The organism is Rhizobacter sp. P2_G4 (assembly GCF_056403575.1).
This window is the reverse complement of record NZ_JBFUFG010000024.1, coordinates 1-17847: the sequence shown is the minus strand read 5'-3', so window position 1 is coordinate 17847 and position 17847 is coordinate 1. Positions and strand designations below refer to the sequence as shown.

At 61.5% G+C, this 17847-nt stretch carries 13 protein-coding genes, 1 tRNA gene and 1 pseudogene; 14 read left to right on the top strand and 1 reads right to left on the bottom strand.

The window, feature by feature from the left end:
- Window positions 1-1532 (top strand): DNA-directed RNA polymerase subunit beta (locus AC1DYS_RS31985; RefSeq protein ID WP_477906083.1); only part of this gene is annotated, 1532 nt, incomplete at its 5' end.
- An 18-nt stretch (window positions 1533-1550) separates the two neighbouring features.
- Window positions 1551-5786 (top strand): DNA-directed RNA polymerase subunit beta', encoded by a 4236-nt coding sequence (gene rpoC, locus AC1DYS_RS31980; RefSeq protein WP_477906081.1) that lies wholly within the window; start codon window positions 1551-1553, stop codon window positions 5784-5786.
- 44 nt (window positions 5787-5830) lie between these two features.
- On the opposite strand, the gene AC1DYS_RS31975 is transcribed toward rpoC, so the two are convergent.
- A complete protein-coding gene (locus tag AC1DYS_RS31975; RefSeq protein ID WP_477906079.1) occupies window positions 5831-6241 on the bottom strand; it encodes a PIN domain-containing protein in 411 nt (136 codons plus the stop codon).
- Window positions 6242-6504: 263 nt separating this feature from the next.
- On the opposite strand from AC1DYS_RS31975, the gene rpsL reads away from it, so the two are divergent.
- The 12 genes and pseudogenes from rpsL to rpoB form a co-directional block, all read left to right on the top strand.
- A complete protein-coding gene (gene rpsL, locus AC1DYS_RS31970; RefSeq protein WP_477906077.1) occupies window positions 6505-6882 on the top strand; it encodes a 30S ribosomal protein S12 in 378 nt (125 codons plus the stop codon).
- Window positions 6883-7031: 149 nt separating this feature from the next.
- Window positions 7032-7502 carry a 30S ribosomal protein S7 gene (rpsG, locus tag AC1DYS_RS31965; protein ID WP_047493177.1) on the top strand — a complete coding sequence of 157 codons (471 nt, stop codon included), beginning with the start codon at window positions 7032-7034 and terminating at the stop codon, window positions 7500-7502.
- Window positions 7503-7573: 71 nt separating this feature from the next.
- Entirely contained in the window at window positions 7574-9676 is a 2103-nt protein-coding gene (gene fusA / locus AC1DYS_RS31960) for an elongation factor G (RefSeq protein ID WP_047493180.1), read from the top strand.
- Window positions 9677-9823: 147 nt separating this feature from the next.
- Window positions 9824-11014: an elongation factor Tu gene (tuf, locus tag AC1DYS_RS31955; RefSeq protein ID WP_047489300.1), complete on the top strand. Its 1191-nt coding sequence runs from the start codon at window positions 9824-9826 to the stop codon at window positions 11012-11014.
- Window positions 11015-11033: 19 nt separating this feature from the next.
- Window positions 11034-11109 (top strand) — tRNA-Trp (locus AC1DYS_RS31950).
- A 101-nt stretch (window positions 11110-11210) separates the two neighbouring features.
- Window positions 11211-11594 (top strand): preprotein translocase subunit SecE, encoded by a 384-nt coding sequence (gene secE, locus AC1DYS_RS31945; protein ID WP_477906074.1) that lies wholly within the window; start codon window positions 11211-11213, stop codon window positions 11592-11594.
- 10 nt (window positions 11595-11604) lie between these two features.
- The gene (gene nusG, locus AC1DYS_RS31940; protein WP_047493154.1) at window positions 11605-12192 is read left to right on the top strand and encodes a transcription termination/antitermination protein NusG; all 588 of its coding nucleotides are present in this window, start codon (window positions 11605-11607) and stop codon (window positions 12190-12192) included.
- A gap of 151 nt (window positions 12193-12343) precedes the next feature.
- Window positions 12344-12775, top strand: a complete 432-nt coding sequence (rplK, locus tag AC1DYS_RS31935; RefSeq protein WP_047493157.1) for a 50S ribosomal protein L11 — start codon at window positions 12344-12346, stop codon at window positions 12773-12775.
- Between the two features lie 2 nt (window positions 12776-12777).
- Complete coding sequence (rplA, locus tag AC1DYS_RS31930; protein WP_047493160.1) at window positions 12778-13485, top strand: 50S ribosomal protein L1; 708 nt, start codon at window positions 12778-12780, stop codon at window positions 13483-13485.
- 261 nt (window positions 13486-13746) lie between these two features.
- Window positions 13747-14274, top strand: a complete 528-nt coding sequence (gene rplJ, locus AC1DYS_RS31925) for a 50S ribosomal protein L10 (protein WP_477906072.1) — start codon at window positions 13747-13749, stop codon at window positions 14272-14274.
- Between the two features lie 45 nt (window positions 14275-14319).
- Window positions 14320-14700 carry a 50S ribosomal protein L7/L12 gene (gene rplL, locus AC1DYS_RS31920; protein ID WP_047493165.1) on the top strand — a complete coding sequence of 127 codons (381 nt, stop codon included), beginning with the start codon at window positions 14320-14322 and terminating at the stop codon, window positions 14698-14700.
- Window positions 14701-15005: 305 nt separating this feature from the next.
- A pseudogene (gene rpoB, locus AC1DYS_RS31915) lies at window positions 15006-17847 on the top strand (DNA-directed RNA polymerase subunit beta); the annotation flags it as partial.

Here is a 17847-nt window from a genome sequence, read left to right as displayed (position 1 = left end):
TTCCGAACCTGTCGGAGCAGCAACTCGCTCGCCTCGACGAGTCGGGCATCGTCTACGTGGGTGCTGAAGTGAACCCGGGCGACACGCTGGTTGGCAAGGTCACGCCGAAGGGCGAAACCACGCTGACGCCGGAAGAGAAGCTGCTGCGCGCCATCTTCGGCGAGAAGGCTTCAGACGTGAAGGACACCTCGCTGCGTGTGGACCAAGGTACCTCCGGTACCGTGATCGACGTGCAGGTCTTCACCCGTGAAGGCATCGTGCGCGACAAGCGCGCCCAGCAGATCATCGACGACGAGCTGAAGCGCTACCGCCTCGACCTGAACGACCAGCTGCGCATCGTTGAAGCCGACGCGTTCGACCGGATCGAGAAGATCCTGGTCGGCAAGATCGCCAACGGCGGCCCGCAGAAGATCGTCAAGGGAACGGCCATTGACAAGGCCTACCTGGCCAGCGTCGAGAAATACCACTGGTTCGACATCCGTCCGGCAGAAGACGACATCGCCAACCAGCTCGAGTCGATCAAGAACTCGCTGGAGCAGACGCGCCACAGCTTCGACCTCGCGTTCGAAGAGAAGCGCAAGAAGCTCACACAAGGCGACGAGCTGCCGGCTGGCGTGCTGAAGATGGTCAAGGTCTACCTGGCCGTCAAGCGTCGCCTGCAGCCTGGCGACAAGATGGCCGGCCGTCACGGCAACAAGGGTGTGGTCTCGAAGATCGCCCCCGTCGAGGACATGCCTTACATGGCCGACGGCACGCCGTGTGACATCGTGCTGAACCCCCTGGGCGTGCCTTCGCGGATGAACGTCGGGCAGGTGCTCGAAGTTCACCTCGGCTGGGCCGGCAAGGGAATCGGCCAGCGCATCGGCGACATGCTGCAAGCCCAGACCAAGGTGGTCGAGCTGCGCAAGTTCCTCGACGAGCTGTACAACAAGTCGGGTGGCAAGACCGAGCGCCTGGATCACCTGAGCGATTCGGACATCCTCGAAATGGCCGGCAACCTGAGCAAGGGCGTGCCGTTCGCGACGCCAGTGTTCGACGGTGCCGCGGAAGAAGAAATCCGCGGCATGCTGAAGCTTGCCTACCCGGACGACATCGCCAAGGCCAAGGGCCTGACCGATACCCGTACGCAAGCCACCTTGCATGACGGCCGCACCGGCGAGGCGTTCGAACGCCCCGTGACGATCGGCTACATGCACGTGCTGAAGCTGCATCACTTGGTCGACGACAAGATGCACGCCCGTTCCACCGGACCGTACTCGCTGGTGACGCAGCAACCGCTGGGCGGCAAGGCCCAGTTCGGTGGCCAGCGCTTCGGCGAAATGGAAGTGTGGGCACTGGAAGCCTACGGCGCGTCCTACGTGCTGCAGGAGATGCTGACCGTGAAGTCAGACGATGTGAACGGCCGCACCAAGGTGTACGAAAGCATCGTCAAGGGCGAACACGCCATCGAAGCCGGCATGCCGGAGTCGTTCAACGTCCTGGTCAAGGAAATCCGTTCCCTTGGCATCGACATTGAACTCGAGCGCAACTAAAGAAAAGGACACAGAGCAATGAAGGGTTTACTTGATCTGTTCCGTCAGTTCACTCCCGATGAGCATTTCGATGCCATCAAGATTGGCCTGGCTTCCCCCGAGAAAATTCGGTCCTGGTCGTTCGGCGAAGTCAAGAAGCCGGAGACTATCAACTACCGCACCTTCAAGCCGGAGCGTGACGGCCTGTTCTGCGCCAAGATCTTTGGCCCGATCAAGGACTACGAGTGCCTGTGCGGCAAGTACAAGCGCCTGAAGCACCGTGGCGTGATCTGCGAGAAGTGCGGCGTTGAAGTTACGCAGACCAAGGTTCGCCGCGACCGCATGGGTCACATCGACCTGGCGGCACCGTGCGCGCACATCTGGTTCCTGAAGTCGCTGCCGTCGCGTCTGGGCCTGGTGCTCGACATGACGCTGCGCGACATCGAGCGCGTGCTGTACTTCGAAGCGTATGTGGTGGTCGACCCGGGCATGACCCCGCTGAAGAAGTTCAGCATCATGTCGGAAGACGATTACGACGCGAAGCGCACCGAATTCGGTGACGAGTTCGTTGCGCTGATGGGCGCCGAAGGCGTGCAGAAGCTGCTGGCCGAGATGGACCTCGACGTCGAAATCGAGCGTCTGCGCGGCGACATGACCGGCTCGGAGCTGAAGGTCAAGAAGAACTCCAAGCGCCTGAAGGTGATGGAAGCCTTCAAGAAGTCGGGCATCAAGCCGCAGTGGATGGTAATGAACGTGCTGCCCGTGTTGCCGCCGGACCTGCGTCCGCTGGTGCCGCTGGACGGCGGGCGTTTCGCCACGTCGGACCTGAACGACCTGTACCGCCGAGTCATCAACCGCAACAACCGCCTCGCGCGTCTGTTGGAGCTGAAGGCACCGGAAATCATCGTGCGCAACGAAAAGCGCATGCTGCAGGAAGCGGTCGACTCGCTGCTGGACAACGGCCGCCGCGGCAAGGCGATGACGGGCGCCAACAAGCGCGCGCTCAAGTCGCTGGCCGACATGATCAAGGGCAAGAGTGGCCGGTTCCGCCAGAACTTGCTGGGCAAGCGAGTCGACTACTCGGGCCGTTCGGTCATCGTGGTCGGCCCGACGCTGAAGCTGCATCAGTGCGGCCTGCCGAAGCTGATGGCGCTTGAGCTCTTCAAGCCCTTCATCTTCTCGCGCCTGGAAGCCATGGGCATCGCCACCACCATCAAGGCGGCGAAGAAGGAAGTGGAAGCCGGCACGCCGGTGGTGTGGGACATCCTTGAAGAAGTCATCAAGGAACACCCGGTCATGCTGAACCGCGCGCCGACGCTGCACCGCCTGGGCATTCAAGCCTTCGAGCCGGTGCTGATCGAAGGCAAGGCGATCCAGCTGCATCCGCTCGTTTGCGCGGCGTTCAACGCCGACTTCGACGGTGACCAGATGGCCGTCCACGTGCCGCTGTCGATCGAGGCGCAGATGGAAGCCCGCACGCTGATGCTGGCTTCGAACAACATCCTGTTCCCTGCCAACGGCGAACCGTCGATCGTCCCGTCGCAAGACGTGGTGCTGGGTCTGTACTACGCGACCCGCGACCGCATCAACGCCAAGGGCGAAGGCCTGATCTTCTCCGACGTGATCGAGGTGCAGCGCGCACTCGACAACGCTGTCGTGGAAGTGACCGCCAAGATCGCCGTGCGCCTGACCGAGTGGACCAAGGACAAGGCGACGGGCGAGTTCGTGCCCGAAACCAAGTTGGTGGACACGACCGTCGGCCGTGCGTTGCTGAGCGAGATCCTGCCCAAGGGGCTGCCGTTCTCGAACATCAACAAGGCGCTGAAGAAGAAGGAAATCTCGCGTTTGATCAACACCTCGTTCCGCAAGTGCGGTCTGAAGGAAACGGTCGTTTTCGCCGACAAGCTGCTGCAGTCGGGCTTCCGCCTAGCCACGCGCGCCGGCATTTCGATCGCGATCGACGACATGCTGGTGCCGAAAGAAAAGCACCAGCTGATCGAGCGCGCCGAAAAGGAAGTGAAAGAGATCGAGCAGCAGTACGTCTCAGGCCTGGTCACCTCCGGCGAGCGCTACAACAAGGTGGTCGACATCTGGGGCAAGACCGGCGACGAAGTCGGCAAGGTCATGATGGCCCAGCTCTCGAAGCAGAAGACCATCGACCGCCATGGCAAGACGGTGGACCAGGAGTCGTTCAACTCCATCTACATGATGGCTGACTCGGGTGCGCGCGGCTCTGCAGCGCAGATCCGCCAGCTGGCCGGCATGCGCGGCCTGATGGCCAAGCCGGACGGCTCGATCATCGAGACGCCCATCACGGCAAACTTCCGCGAAGGCCTGAACGTTCTGCAGTACTTCATCTCCACCCACGGCGCTCGTAAGGGTCTGGCGGACACGGCGTTGAAGACGGCGAACTCGGGCTACCTGACGCGTCGTCTGGTCGACGTGACGCAAGACCTGGTGGTGACCGAAGACGACTGCGGCACGCAGAACGGCATGAACATGCGCGCTCTGGTCGAAGGCGGTGAAGTCATCGAATCGCTGCGCGACCGCGTGCTGGGTCGTGTCACGGCTGTCGAAGTGCAGCATCCGGAAACGGGCGCTGTGCTGTTGCCGCCGGCGCGCATGCTGGACGAAGACATGCTCGACATCCTGGAAGCAGCCGGTGTCGACGAAGTCAAGGTCCGGACGGCGCTGACTTGCGCCACGCGCTTCGGCCTGTGCGCCCATTGCTACGGCCGCGACCTGGGTCGTGGCGGTGTGGTGAATCGTGGTGAAGCTGTCGGCGTTATCGCCGCGCAGTCGATCGGCGAGCCGGGCACCCAGCTGACGATGCGTACCTTCCACATCGGTGGTGCAGCGTCGCGTGCGGCGGTGGCCTCCAGCGTGGATGCGAAGTCCGACGGCAACATCGGCTTCAACGCCACGATGCGCTACGTGACCAACGGCAAGGGCGATCTGGTGGTGATCTCGCGTTCCGGCGAAATCATCATCTCCGACCAGCATGGCCGCGAGCGTGAGCGCCACAAGGTGCCGTATGGCGCGATCCTGAACATCAAGCCCGACCAAGCCATCAAGGCCGGCGTCGTGCTGGCGAATTGGGATCCGCTGACCCGCCCGATCATCACGGAATTCGCCGGCAAGGCGAAGTTCGAGAACGTCGAAGAAGGCGTGACCGTGGCCAAGCAGCTCGACGAAGTGACCGGCTTGTCGACGCTCGTCGTCATCGACCCGAAGCGCCGTGGTTCGGTCAAGGTCGTTCGTCCGCAAGTCAAGCTGCTCGACGTGCAAGGCAACGAGGTGAAGATTCCTGGCACCGACCACTCGGTGACCATTGGCTTCCAGGTTGGCTCGCTGGTTCAGATCCGTGACGGCCAAGACCTCGCCCCGGGCGAAGTGCTGGCTCGTATCCCGGTCGAAGGCCAGAAGACACGTGACATCACCGGCGGTCTGCCGCGGGTGGCCGAGCTCTTCGAAGCTCGCACGCCAAAGGACAAGGGCACGCTGGCCGAGATGACCGGCACGGTGTCGTTCGGCAAGGAGACCAAGGGCAAGGTTCGCCTGCAGATCACCGACCCGGAAGGCAAGGTCTACGAAGAGCTGGTGCCCAAGGAGAAGAACATCCTGGTGCACGAAGGCCAGGTGGTCAACAAGGGCGAGTCCATCGTCGACGGGCCGGCCGATCCGCAGGACATCCTGCGCCTGCTGGGCATCGAGGAACTGGCGCGCTATATCGTCGACGAAGTGCAGGACGTTTATCGCTTGCAGGGCGTGAAGATCAACGACAAGCACATCGAGGTGATCGTTCGCCAGATGCTGCGCCGCGTGCAGATCGTCAACCCGGGCGACAGCAGCTACATCGCTGGCGAGCAAGTGGAGCGTTCAGAGCTGCTCGACACCAACGACCGTCTGCGCGGTGAAAACAAGACGACGGCGACGCACGCCGACGTGTTGTTGGGCATCACGAAGGCGTCGCTGTCGACCGACAGCTTCATCTCGGCAGCGTCCTTCCAGGAAACGACGCGCGTGCTCACCGAGGCTGCCATCATGGGCAAGCGCGACGAGCTGCGTGGCCTGAAGGAAAACGTCATCGTCGGTCGCCTGATCCCCGCAGGGACCGGCATGGCCTTCCACGATGCCCGCAAGGTGAAGGAAGAGCTTGACGACGCCGAACGCCGCGCGATTGCGCTGGAAGAAGCGGCCGAAGAAATGACGGCGGTGGACGAGGCGACGGCAGCTGCCGCTGCCACGCCAGCGACCGGAGATGCTTCAGAGTGAGAGATTGCTCTGTGGTTTGAAAGGGCGGCTTCGGCCGCCCTTTTTCATTCTGCCGACCACCGTTCTGGGGTGACGATCCGAACGCCGAGGTGCTGCGCGCGCCGCGCGAGCTTCAGAACCGCACGGTCGCGACTGATCAGCCACTGCGCGCTGGAAATGGCGAGATCAATGAATTTCTGATCATCTGGATCGGTGCAGCGCAGGCGAAGTGGTTCACCAGCAACCAAGGGCAATGCGACGGTTTGTGAGAGTCGGTGCCAACTTTCCCAAAGCCGGGGCTGATCCGGAGACCAGGCATCGACGACGCCTCGACTGAGCACGTGGGCCAACTCGTCACGCATCGGCTCCGTGACCAGCCAGCGTAAGTGGCCTTCTTCGATGGCCTGGACAAGGGGTTCGCAGCAAGAGTTTCGGAAAACCAGCCAGTCCAGCACGACGTTGGTGTCGAGGACCACGGAGGCTTTGTGAATCACTTTGAATGCCTTCGCTTGCGGGTGAGGGTTCGCACGAATATAATCGAGGGCTTTTCAGCAGGTTTTGCTGCGCTCTTTGTCGGGCGGCCCACCGTACAGATCGTTTTGCCTTTGCGCATGCGACCCCAACGGCTTCGGGCTCGTCTCCCAGCGGAGCGCTCGACATCTACTGAAAAAACTCAAAGGTGCTGCCTATCACGAAACTGGGCGGTGCCCGTGTGACTTCAAACGGGAACAAGTTACCAATGCCAACCATCAACCAACTCGTGCGTCACGGTCGCGAGACCGAGATCACGAAGTCCAAATCGCCAGCGCTGCAGGGTGGCCCCCAGCGGCGCGGCGTGTGTACCCGCGTGTACACCACCACTCCGAAGAAGCCGAACTCCGCGCTGCGTAAAGTGGCCAAGGTTCGCCTGACCAACGGCTTCGAGATCATTTCCTACATCGGTGGCGAAGGCCACAACCTCCAGGAACACAGAGTCGTGCTGGTTCGTGGCGGCCGGGTGAAGGATTTGCCGGGTGTTCGTTACCACATCGTGCGCGGCTCGCTCGACTTGCAAGGCGTGAAAGACCGCAAGCAGTCGCGCTCCAAGTACGGCGCTAAGCGTCCGAAGAAGGCTTAAGAGCCAAGTTGTCGCGGCCCCGCATCTTGCTGTGGTCCGGCGTGTTTCGGTGAGCCGTTCGGCTTGTCGAGTAAGTGGGTGGTCCCAGATGTTGGTGGCGCCCAAGGCGAGTGCAAAAGCACTTGCCAACTGAAGCAAAAGGAAGAGAAATGCCTCGTCGTCGCGAAGTCCCCAAACGGGACATCCTGCCTGATCCGAAGTTTGGTTCGGTCGATCTGTCCAAGTTCATGAACGTGATCATGGAATCCGGCAAGAAAGCCATTGCCGAACGCATCATCTACGGTGCGCTGGAGCAGGTCGAGAAAAAGTCGGGCAAGGACCCGCTCGAGATCTTCACCGTTGCCTTGAACAACATCAAGCCGATGGTCGAAGTGAAGTCACGCCGTGTCGGCGGTGCGAACTACCAAGTTCCCGTGGAAGTTCGCCCTGTTCGCCGCGTGGCCCTCGCCATGCGCTGGCTGAAGGAGTCGGCTCGCAAGCGCGGCGAGAAGTCGATGGCTCAGCGCCTCGCCAACGAACTGCTGGAGGCCGTCGAAGGCCGCGGCGGCGCCATGAAGAAGCGTGACGAAGTGCACCGCATGGCAGAGGCCAACAAGGCCTTCTCTCACTTCCGCTTCTAAGTTCATCGTCCCCTGCGCTGCCCCTCGGCCGAAAAGGTCGTCGGGCGCGTTTCAGTTTCTGGAGTGCCACCATGGCCCGCAAGACCCCCATCGAGCGCTATCGCAACATCGGCATCTCGGCTCACATTGATGCCGGCAAGACGACGACCACCGAACGCATCCTGTTCTACACCGGTGTGAACCACAAGATTGGTGAGGTGCACGATGGCGCCGCCACGATGGACTGGATGGAGCAGGAGCAGGAGCGTGGCATCACGATCACCTCCGCTGCAACCACCTGCTTCTGGAAGGGCATGGAGCTGGGCTTCCCTGAGCACCGGATCAACATCATCGACACACCCGGGCACGTTGACTTCACGATTGAAGTCGAGCGCTCGATGCGTGTGCTCGACGGTGCCTGCATGGTCTATTGCGCCGTGGGCGGCGTGCAGCCGCAGTCGGAAACCGTCTGGCGCCAGGCTAACAAGTACAAGGTGCCCCGCCTTGCGTTCGTCAACAAGATGGACCGCACTGGCGCGAACTTCTTCAAGGTCTACGACCAGATGAAGGTTCGCCTGAAGGCGAACCCCGTGCCCATCGTGATTCCCATCGGCGCTGAAGACGGCTTCACCGGCGTGATCGACCTCATCAAGATGAAGGCGATCATCTGGGACGAGGCCTCGCAGGGCATGAAGTTCGAATACAAGGACATCCCGGCCGACCTGCAGGCCGAGGCGGCGAAGTGGCGCGAGAACATGCTCGAAGCCGCAGCCGAGTCCAGCGAAGAACTGATGAACAAGTACCTCGAGTCTGGTGACTTGAGCGAAGCTGAAATCAAGCTCGGCATTCGCACGCGCACCATCGGCGCTGAGATTCAGCCGATGTTCTGCGGCACCGCGTTCAAGAACAAGGGCGTGCAGCGCATGCTCGACGGCGTGATCGACTTCATGCCGTCGCCGGTCGACATTCCGCCGGTGCCGGGCACCGACGAAGATGACAAGGAGACTTCGCGCCGTGCGTCCGACGATGAGAAATTCGCCGCGTTGGCGTTCAAGCTGATGACCGACCCGTACGTCGGCCAGTTGACGTTCGTGCGCGTTTATTCCGGCGTGCTGAAGTCCGGTGATTCGGTGTTCAACCCGATTCGCGGCAAGAAGGAGCGCATCGGCCGGATTCTGCAGATGCACGCGAATCAGCGCGAAGAAATCAAGGAAATTCTGGCCGGCGACATCGCCGCTTGCGTGGGCTTGAAGGACGTGACGACCGGCGAAACGCTGTGCGATCCGACCTCGATCATCACGCTGGAAAAGATGGTGTTCCCGGAGCCGGTGATCTCGCAGGCCGTCGAGCCGAAGACCAAGGCCGACCAGGAAAAGATGGGCATCGCCCTCGGCCGCCTGGCCCAGGAAGATCCGTCTTTCCGTGTCAAGACCGACGAAGAGTCTGGTCAGACCATCATCTCCGGCATGGGCGAGTTGCACCTCGAAATCATCGTCGACCGCATGAAGCGCGAGTTCGGTGTTGAGGCCAACGTCGGCAAGCCGCAAGTGGCCTACCGCGAAACCATCCGCAAGGCTGTTGACGATGTCGAAGGCAAGTTCGTCCGTCAGTCGGGCGGCAAGGGCCAATACGGTCACGTCGTGCTGAAGGTCGAGCCGCAGGAGCCGGGCAAGGGCTTCGAGTTCGTTGACGCCATCAAGGGTGGTGTGGTGCCGCGTGAATTCATCCCTGCCGTCAAGAAGGGCGTTGAAGACTCCCTGCCGAACGGCGTGCTGGCCGGCTTCCCGGTCGTCGACGTGAAGGTCACGTTGACCTTCGGTTCGTACCACGAAGTCGACTCGAACGAAAACGCGTTCAAGATGGCTGCATCGCTGGGCTTCAAGGACGGTTGCCGCAAGGCCAGCCCCGTGATCCTGGAGCCGATGATGGCTGTGGAAGTCGAAACGCCTGAAGATTACGCCGGCAATGTGATGGGCGACCTGTCGTCACGCCGTGGCATGGTGCAGGGCATGGACGACATGCCAGGCGGCGGCAAGGTCATCAAGGCCGAAGTTCCGCTGTCTGAAATGTTCGGCTACTCGACCACGCTGCGCTCGATGTCGCAAGGCCGCGCCACGTACACGATGGAGTTCAAGCACTACAGCGAAGCCCCGAAGAACGTGGCCGACGCGATCATCACTTCGCGCGGCAAGTAAATACGACGACGGGCGTCGCTTCGCGAGCCCTTCTCTTTGCGGTCTTCTTTGAGGTGCCGTTTGCTGCCAGTGGCAAACGAATCAACACCTTGAAGGAGACCTTAAACACCACACTGGCAATGCTCTTTACTCTCTGGAGAATTTGAAATGGCAAAAGGCAAATTTGAACGTACGAAGCCACACGTGAACGTGGGGACGATCGGGCACGTGGACCATGGCAAGACGACGCTGACGGCGGCGATCACGACCGTTCTGAGCAAGCTGTTCGGCGGCGAAGCCAAGGCATACGACCAGATCGACGCGGCGCCCGAAGAAAAGGCACGCGGCATCACCATCAACACCGCCCACGTCGAGTACGAGACCAAGAACCGCCACTACGCCCACGTCGACTGCCCCGGGCACGCCGACTACGTCAAGAACATGATCACCGGTGCCGCCCAGATGGACGGCGCGATCCTGGTCTGCTCCGCTGCTGACGGCCCCATGCCCCAGACCCGCGAGCACATCCTGCTCGCCCGCCAGGTCGGCGTGCCGTACATCATCGTCTTCCTCAACAAGTGCGACATGGTCGACGACGCCGAGCTGCTCGAACTCGTTGAAATGGAAGTGCGCGAGCTCCTCGACAAATACGACTTCCCCGGCGACGCCACCCCCATCATCCACGGTAGCGCCAAGCTCGCCATGGAAGGCGACAAGGGCGAACTCGGCGAAGGCGCGATCCTCAAGCTCGCCGAAGCCCTCGACAGCTACATCCCCACGCCCGAGCGCGCGGTCGATGGCGCCTTCCTGATGCCCGTTGAAGACGTGTTCTCCATCTCTGGCCGCGGCACCGTCGTGACCGGCCGGATCGAGCGCGGCATCATCAAGGTCGGCGAAGAAATCGAAATCGTCGGCATCAAGGCCACCCAGAAGACGACCTGCACCGGCGTCGAAATGTTCCGCAAGCTGCTCGACCAAGGTCAGGCAGGCGACAACGTCGGCATCCTGCTGCGCGGCACCAAGCGTGAAGACGTCGAGCGTGGCCAAGTGCTGTGCAAGCCCGGCAGCGTCAAGCCCCACACCCACTTCACCGCCGAGATCTACGTTCTCAGCAAGGAAGAGGGCGGCCGCCACACCCCGTTCTTCAACAACTACCGTCCCCAGTTCTACTTCCGCACGACGGACGTGACCGGCGCGGTCGAGTTGCCCAAGGACAAGGAAATGGTCATGCCGGGCGACAACGTCAGCATCACCGTCAAGCTGATCAACCCGATCGCCATGGAAGAAGGCCTGCGCTTCGCCATCCGTGAAGGCGGCCGTACCGTCGGCGCCGGCGTCGTGGCAAAAATCCTGGAGTAAGTTTTTCGTTGAGAGCCACAGGGGTATAGCTCAATTGGCAGAGCGCTGGTCTCCAAAACCAGAGGTTGTAGGTTCGATTCCTACTGCCCCTGCCAAGCCCGCACGGAGTGTCTAGCCGAGCGGGCTTTGCTGCTGAAGGGCAGTCAGTTTTTGAAGTTGAACTGCTGCCGGTTGAAGTGAGCGACACATAACGAATATGGCCAATCCGCAAATCGAAACTGTTTCCACCGGGGCTGACAAGGCTAAGCTGGCTGCTGCTGGTGTTCTTGTCATCGTGGCGGTCACGGCGTTCTACGTCCTGGGCAAGCAAGACATGTGGCTGCGCGTGGTCGCGCTGCTGGTGTTGTTGCTCGCCGCTGTCGGCGCGTTCTTCACATCGGAGTCGGGCAAGCAGCTGATTGCTTTCGGTCGAGACTCCTCGCGCGAAGTGCGCAAGGTCGTGTGGCCGACCCGCAAGGAGGCAACGCAGATGACGCTGTACGTCTTTGCGTTCGTCGTCGTGATGGCGCTGTTTTTGTGGTTGACCGACAAGACCCTCGAGTGGGTGCTGTACGACCTGATTCTCGGCTGGAAGCATTGAGGTAAGCCTGATGAGCGAACAAACCGCAAGCGGTGAAGTGACCGCCGCCACGTTGGCGCCGGCAGCCAACAAACGGTGGTACGTCGTCCATGCCTACTCGGGCATGGAGAAGGCCGTCGAGCGCAATCTTCGCGAGCGCATCGACCGCTCGGGCATGCAGGAAAAGTTTGGCCGCATCCTGGTGCCGATGGAAGAAGTCGTTGAGCTCAAGAACGGCAAAAAGGCCGTCACCGAGCGCCGCTTCTTCCCAGGCTACGTGCTGGTCGAAATGGAAATGGCCGACGACACCTGGCACCTCGTGAAGCACACCAGCAAGGTCACTGGTTTCGTTGGCGGCGCCAAGAACCGGCCCTCGCCGATCTCCGAGGCCGAGGTGATGAAGATCGTCACCCAGATGCAAGAGGGCGTGGAAAAACCGCGCCCCAAGGTCGAGTGGTCGGTAGGCGAACTGGTGCGCGTCAAGGAAGGTCCATTCACGGACTTCAATGGCGCTGTAGAAGACGTCAACTACGACAAGTCGAAGGTCCGCGTGTCGGTCACCATCTTCGGCCGCGCCACACCGGTCGAACTCGATTTCTCGCAAGTCGAAAAGATTTGAGCCCTGGGTTGGTGGCTCGGCAGGCTTCGGTCCGCTGAAACTGCCCCGTTGCTGCCGATGACGAGACATCGGCACGAGGAGCCAAGGTAACCAGCCCTTGGCGTTTGTACTCAAGACCCGCTGCTGTTTGCGGGTCTGTTTGGAGAGAAACATGGCAAAGAAAATTGTCGGCTTTATCAAGCTGCAAGTCCCGGCCGGCAAGGCCAACCCGTCGCCCCCAATCGGCCCGGCGCTCGGCCAGCGCGGCCTGAACATCATGGAGTTCTGCAAGGCGTTCAACGCGCAGACCCAGGGCATGGAACCCGGCCTCGTGCTGCCGGTGGTGATCACCGCGTTCGCGGACAAGTCGTTCACCTTCGTGCTGAAAAGCCCCCCCGCGTCCGTGCTGATCAAGAAGGCGCTGAAGCTGGACAAGGGCTCGGCCAAGCCGCACACCGACAAGGTGGGCAAGCTGACTCGCGCCCAAGCCGAAGAAATTGCCAAGGTCAAGATCAAGGATCTGACCGGCGCTGACCTCGATGCAGCCGTTCGCACGGTGGCAGGTACCGCCCGCTCGATGGGCGTCACCGTGGAAGGAGTCTGAACATGGCCAAAGTAACCAAACGCCAGAAGGCGCTCGCCGGCAAGGTCGAGAGCACCAAGCTGTATGCCCTCGACAACGCCCTCGCGATAGTCAAGGAATGCGCGACCGCCAAGTTCGATGAATCGATTGACGTGGCGGTGCAGCTCGGCATCGATGCCAAGAAGTCTGACCAAGTCGTGCGTGGTGCTGTCGTGCTGCCCAACGGCACCGGCAAGACCAAGCGTGTTGCTGTGTTCGCCCAAGGCGCCAAGGCCGAAGAAGCCAAGGCCGCCGGTGCCGACATCGTCGGCATGGACGACCTGGCTGAGCAGATCAAGGCCGGCAACATGAACTTCGACGTGGTGATCGCTTCGCCCGACACGATGCGCATCGTCGGGACGCTGGGTCAGATCCTGGGTCCGCGCGGCCTGATGCCGAACCCGAAGGTCGGCACGGTGACGCCCGACGTCGCCAAGGCGGTTCGTGACGCCAAGGCTGGCCAGGTGCAGTTCCGCGTCGACAAGGCCGGCATCGTGCATGGCACGATCGGTCGTCGTTCGTTCGACACCGACAAGCTGATCGGTAACCTGCGCGCGCTGATCGAAGCCCTGAACAAGGCCAAGCCGGCATCGAGCAAGGGCATCTACCTGCGCAAGGTGGCGGTATCGTCGACCATGGGCGTCGGTGCCCGGGTTGATGTCGCGACGATCAACGCACAAGCCCAGGCTTGAAGAATTGAAGGTCGGCACGAGTCTGGTGTCGGTCTGAAGAGTTTGGTGGGCTGGGGAGGCGAAAGCTGAGCCAGGTCATCCAAGACCGCAGGTGCAACCCGCCCGGGTTGCTTAATCGACGAGAGGGCGTAAGCCTGATCCGAAGCCCGCGCAGATGGCGGTCCCGCTGGAATGGAATTTTGGTTCCTGGACAGAGGTCGCTGCATTGTGGTGTGTTCGAAGGCGGCAACGCCGACGGACACGTGATGTGAGGAGTAGACCTTGAGTCTCAATCGCAACGAGAAAGCAACCGTGGTGACGGATGTGGCGGCCCAAGCGGCCAAGTCGCAGACGTTGGCGCTGGCTGAATACCGTGGCCTCACCGTGGCTCATTTGGACGTGCTGCGCAAGCAGGCGCGCGACAAGGGCGTGTACCTTCATGTTTTGAAGAACACCCTGGCTCGTCGTGCTGTTGCTGGCACACCGTTCGAAGCGGCCTCGGAGAGCATGGTCGGTCCGCTGATCTATGGTTTTTCTGAAGACGCTGTCGCCGCGGCCAAAGTCATTGCTGACTTTGCCAAGGGCAACGACAAGCTGGTCATCAAGGGTGGAGCCTTCGGTGGCAAGGCACTGAACGCCGACGGGGTGAAAGCCCTGGCGTCTGTGCCGAGCAAGGAAGTGCTGCTGACCCAAGTGGCTGGCCTGCTGCAGTCGCCGATTGCACGTTTCGCGCGCGCCATTGGCGCCGTGGCCGCGCTGAAGGCTGGCCCCGCTGAAGAAGCCCCTGCGGCTGAAGCAGCCGCTGCATAACGACACCGTTCAAACCTTTCACCTATTTCTATCTAGGAAATCAAAATGGCATTCGATAAAGACGCATTCCTGTCCTCGCTGGACTCCATGTCCGTGCTCGAACTCAACGACCTGGTCAAGGCCATCGAAGAGAAGTTCGGCGTGTCTGCAGCCGCCGTGGCTGCTCCGTCGGGTGGCGGTGCTGGTGGCGGCGCTGCTGCTGCTGTGGAAGAGAAGACCGAATTCAACGTCGTGCTGCTCGAAGCCGGCGCGAACAAGGTCTCGGTCATCAAGGCCGTGCGCGAACTGACGGGCCTGGGCCTGAAGGAAGCCAAGGACCTGGTTGACGGCGCTCCGAAGCCCGTCAAGGAAGCAATTCCCAAGGCCGACGCCGAAGCCGCTCTCAAGAAGCTGGTGGAAGCCGGCGCAAAGGCCGAGATCAAGTAATTGCTCTCGCCGCAGAGGGCTGGGAGCCGGTTTCGGCACCCAGCCTTTTGCGCTTCAGGGGTCTTATGACCCTTTGAGGACAGCTGGAAGCCCCTTCGGTTGACAATCGAGGGTTTTCCAAGTGTTCTTTGATCCGACTGCAAAGAACCAGGTTTGGTCGGGCTCCGGTGCAACGCCGGGGTTGTCCGCCAGCGGTTGGTAGTGGCCAACCACCAAGCTTCGGGCGCCAGGCCCGAAAGACAGTCGCCGACGGGACCGAGGCCTAGGCCAGGCAGCGATCCCTGAGATGGAGTGAGAAATCACCTATGGCGCAGCAACAAACCCCTTACAGCTACACCGAGCGCAAGCGTATCCGCAAGAGCTTCGGCAAACGCGAGAGTGTCCTCAACGTTCCTTACCTGCTCACCATGCAGAAGGAATCGTACGTCGCCTTCCTGCAGAAGGACGTACCGCCGCAGAAGCGAAAACCAGAGGGCCTTCAGGCAGCCTTCCTCTCCGCGTTCCCGATCGTGTCGCACAACGGGTTTGTCGAGATGAAGTTCATCGAGTTCAACATGGCCAAGCCTGCGTTCGACACGCGGGAATGCCAGCAGCGTGGTCTGACCTACGCTGCTGCCGTGCGCGCCAAGTTGCAGATGATCATCTATGACCGCGAGAGCCCGCAGGCCAAGACGGTCAAGGAAATCAAGGAGCAAGAGGTCTACATGGGCGAAGTGCCCTTGATGACCGACTACGGCTCGTTCATCGTGAACGGCACCGAGCGCGTGATCGTGTCTCAGCTGCACCGTTCGCCCGGTGTGTTCTTCGAGCACGACAAGGGCAAGACCCACTCGAGCGGCAAGCTGCTGTTCTCGGCCCGGATCATTCCGTACCGTGGTTCGTGGCTCGACTTCGAATTCGACCCGAAGGACATCCTGTACTTCCGCGTTGACCGTCGCCGCAAGATGCCGGTGACGATCCTGCTGAAGGCCATCGGCCTGAACCCGGAATCGATCCTCGCGAACTTCTTCGTGTTCGACAACTTCCGTCTGATGGACACTGGCGCCCAGATGGAGTTCGTGGCCGACCGCCTGCGCGGTGAAATCGCCCGCTTCGACATCACCGACAAGAACGGTACCGTTGTCGTTGAGAAGGACAAGCGGATCACGGCACGCCACACGCGCCAGATCGAGCAGAGCGAAACCCAGTTCGTCAGCGTCCCCGAGGACTACCTCGTCGGCCGCATCGTTGCCCGCAACATGGTGGATGCCGACACCGGCGAGATCATTGCCAAGGCCAACGACGAGCTGACCGAAGCGCTGCTGAAGAAGCTGCGCGCTGCCGGCGTGAAGGAAATCCAGGCTCTGTACACCAACGAGTTGGACGAAGGTGCCTACATCTCGCAGACCCTGGCCTCGGATGAAACCGCCGACCAGTTGGCCGCGCGTGTCGCCATCTATCGCATGATGCGTCCTGGCGAGCCGCCGACCGAAGACGCTGTCGAAGCGCTCTTCAACCGGCTGTTCTACAACCCGGACACCTACGACCTGTCGCGCGTCGGCCGCATGAAGTTCAACGCCCGCGTGGGCCGCGATGTTCCTGAAGGGCCGATGACGCTGTCGAACGACGACATCCTCGACGTCGTGAAGATCCTCGTCGAGCTGCGCAACGGCCGCGGCCAGGTCGATGACATCGACCACTTGGGCAACCGTCGCGTGCGTTGCGTGGGCGAACTGGCCGAGAACCAGTACCGCTCGGGCCTCGCCCGCATCGAGAAGGCCGTCAAGGAGCGTCTGGGCCAGGCTGAAACCGAAGCCCTGATGCCGCACGACCTGATCAACTCCAAGCCGATCTCCGCGGCGTTGAAGGAGTTCTTCGGCGCGTCGCAGCTGTCGCAGTTCATGGACCAGACCAACCCGCTCTCCGAGATCACGCACAAGCGCCGTGTCTCGGCCCTGGGCCCGGGCGGTCTGACCCGCGAGCGCGCTGGCTTCGAAGTGCGTGACGTTCACGTTACGCACTACGGCCGCGTGTGCCCGATCGAAACGCCGGAAGGCCCCAACATCGGCCTGATCAACTCGCTTGCCCTGTACGCCCAGCTCAACGAATACGGCTTCCTCGAGACGCCGTACCGCCGCGTGACCGAAGGCAAGGTGACGAACCAGATCGACTACCTGTCGGCCATCGAAGAAGGCAAGTACGTGATCGCGCAGGCCAGCGCCACGCTGGACCCGGAAGGCAAGCTGATCGACGAACTGGTCTCCGCACGGGACAACGGCGAATCGATCCTCACCTCTGCCGAGCGCATCCAGTACATGGACGTGGCGCCGACGCAGATCGTGTCGGTGGCAGCATCGCTCGTGCCCTTCCTGGAGCACGACGACGCGAACCGCGCACTGATGGGCGCCAACATGCAGCGCCAGGCCGTGCCTGTGCTGCGCCCTGAAAAGGCGTTCGTCGGCACCGGTGTGGAACGCGTCGCTGCGAAGGACTCGGGCACGGTCGTCGCTGCCAAGCGTGGCGGCATCGTTGACTACGTCGATACCAACCGCGTCGTGATTCGCGTCAACGACAAGGAAACGGTGGCCGGTGAAGTTGGCGTCGACATCTACAACCTGATCAAGTACCAGCGTTCCAACCAGAACACCAACATTCACCAGCGCCCGATCGTCAAGCGCGGTGACAAGGTGGAAGCCGAGGACATCATTGCCGACGGCGCTTCGACCGACATCGGTGAACTGGCCCTGGGCCAGAACATGCTGGTCGCGTTCATGCCCTGGAACGGCTACAACTTCGAAGACTCGATCCTCATCAGCGAACGTGTCATCGCCGAAGACCGCTACACCTCGATCCACATCGAGGAACTGGTGGTCATGGCGCGCGACACCAAGCTGGGCTCGGAAGAAATTACGCGCGACATTCCGAACCTGTCGGAGCAGCAACTCGCTCGCCTCGACGAGTCGGGCATCGTCTACGTGGGTGCTGAAGTGAACCCGGGMGACACGCTGGTTGGCAAGGTCACGCCGAAGGGCGAAACCACGCTGACGCCGGAAGAGAAGCTGCTGCGCGCCATCTTCGGCGAGAAGGCTTCAGACGTGAAGGACACCTCGCTGCGTGTGGACCAAGGTCCAAGGTACCTCCGGTACCGTGATCGACGTGCAGGTCTTC

Bases quoted from the DNA above. Each gene is read 5' to 3' on its own strand.
- rpoC (WP_477906081.1), top strand. From the start codon at position 1,551: ATGAAGGGTTTACTTGATCTGTTCCGTCAGTTCACTCCCGATGAGCAT.
- rpsL (WP_477906077.1), top strand. From the start codon at position 6,505: ATGCCAACCATCAACCAACTCGTGCGTCACGGTCGCGAGACCGAGATC.
- rpsG (WP_047493177.1), top strand. From the start codon at position 7,032: ATGCCTCGTCGTCGCGAAGTCCCCAAACGGGACATCCTGCCTGATCCG.
- fusA (WP_047493180.1), top strand. From the start codon at position 7,574: ATGGCCCGCAAGACCCCCATCGAGCGCTATCGCAACATCGGCATCTCG.
- tuf (WP_047489300.1), top strand. From the start codon at position 9,824: ATGGCAAAAGGCAAATTTGAACGTACGAAGCCACACGTGAACGTGGGG.
- secE (WP_477906074.1), top strand. From the start codon at position 11,211: ATGGCCAATCCGCAAATCGAAACTGTTTCCACCGGGGCTGACAAGGCT.
- nusG (WP_047493154.1), top strand. From the start codon at position 11,605: ATGAGCGAACAAACCGCAAGCGGTGAAGTGACCGCCGCCACGTTGGCG.
- rplK (WP_047493157.1), top strand. From the start codon at position 12,344: ATGGCAAAGAAAATTGTCGGCTTTATCAAGCTGCAAGTCCCGGCCGGC.
- rplA (WP_047493160.1), top strand. From the start codon at position 12,778: ATGGCCAAAGTAACCAAACGCCAGAAGGCGCTCGCCGGCAAGGTCGAG.
- rplL (WP_047493165.1), top strand. From the start codon at position 14,320: ATGGCATTCGATAAAGACGCATTCCTGTCCTCGCTGGACTCCATGTCC.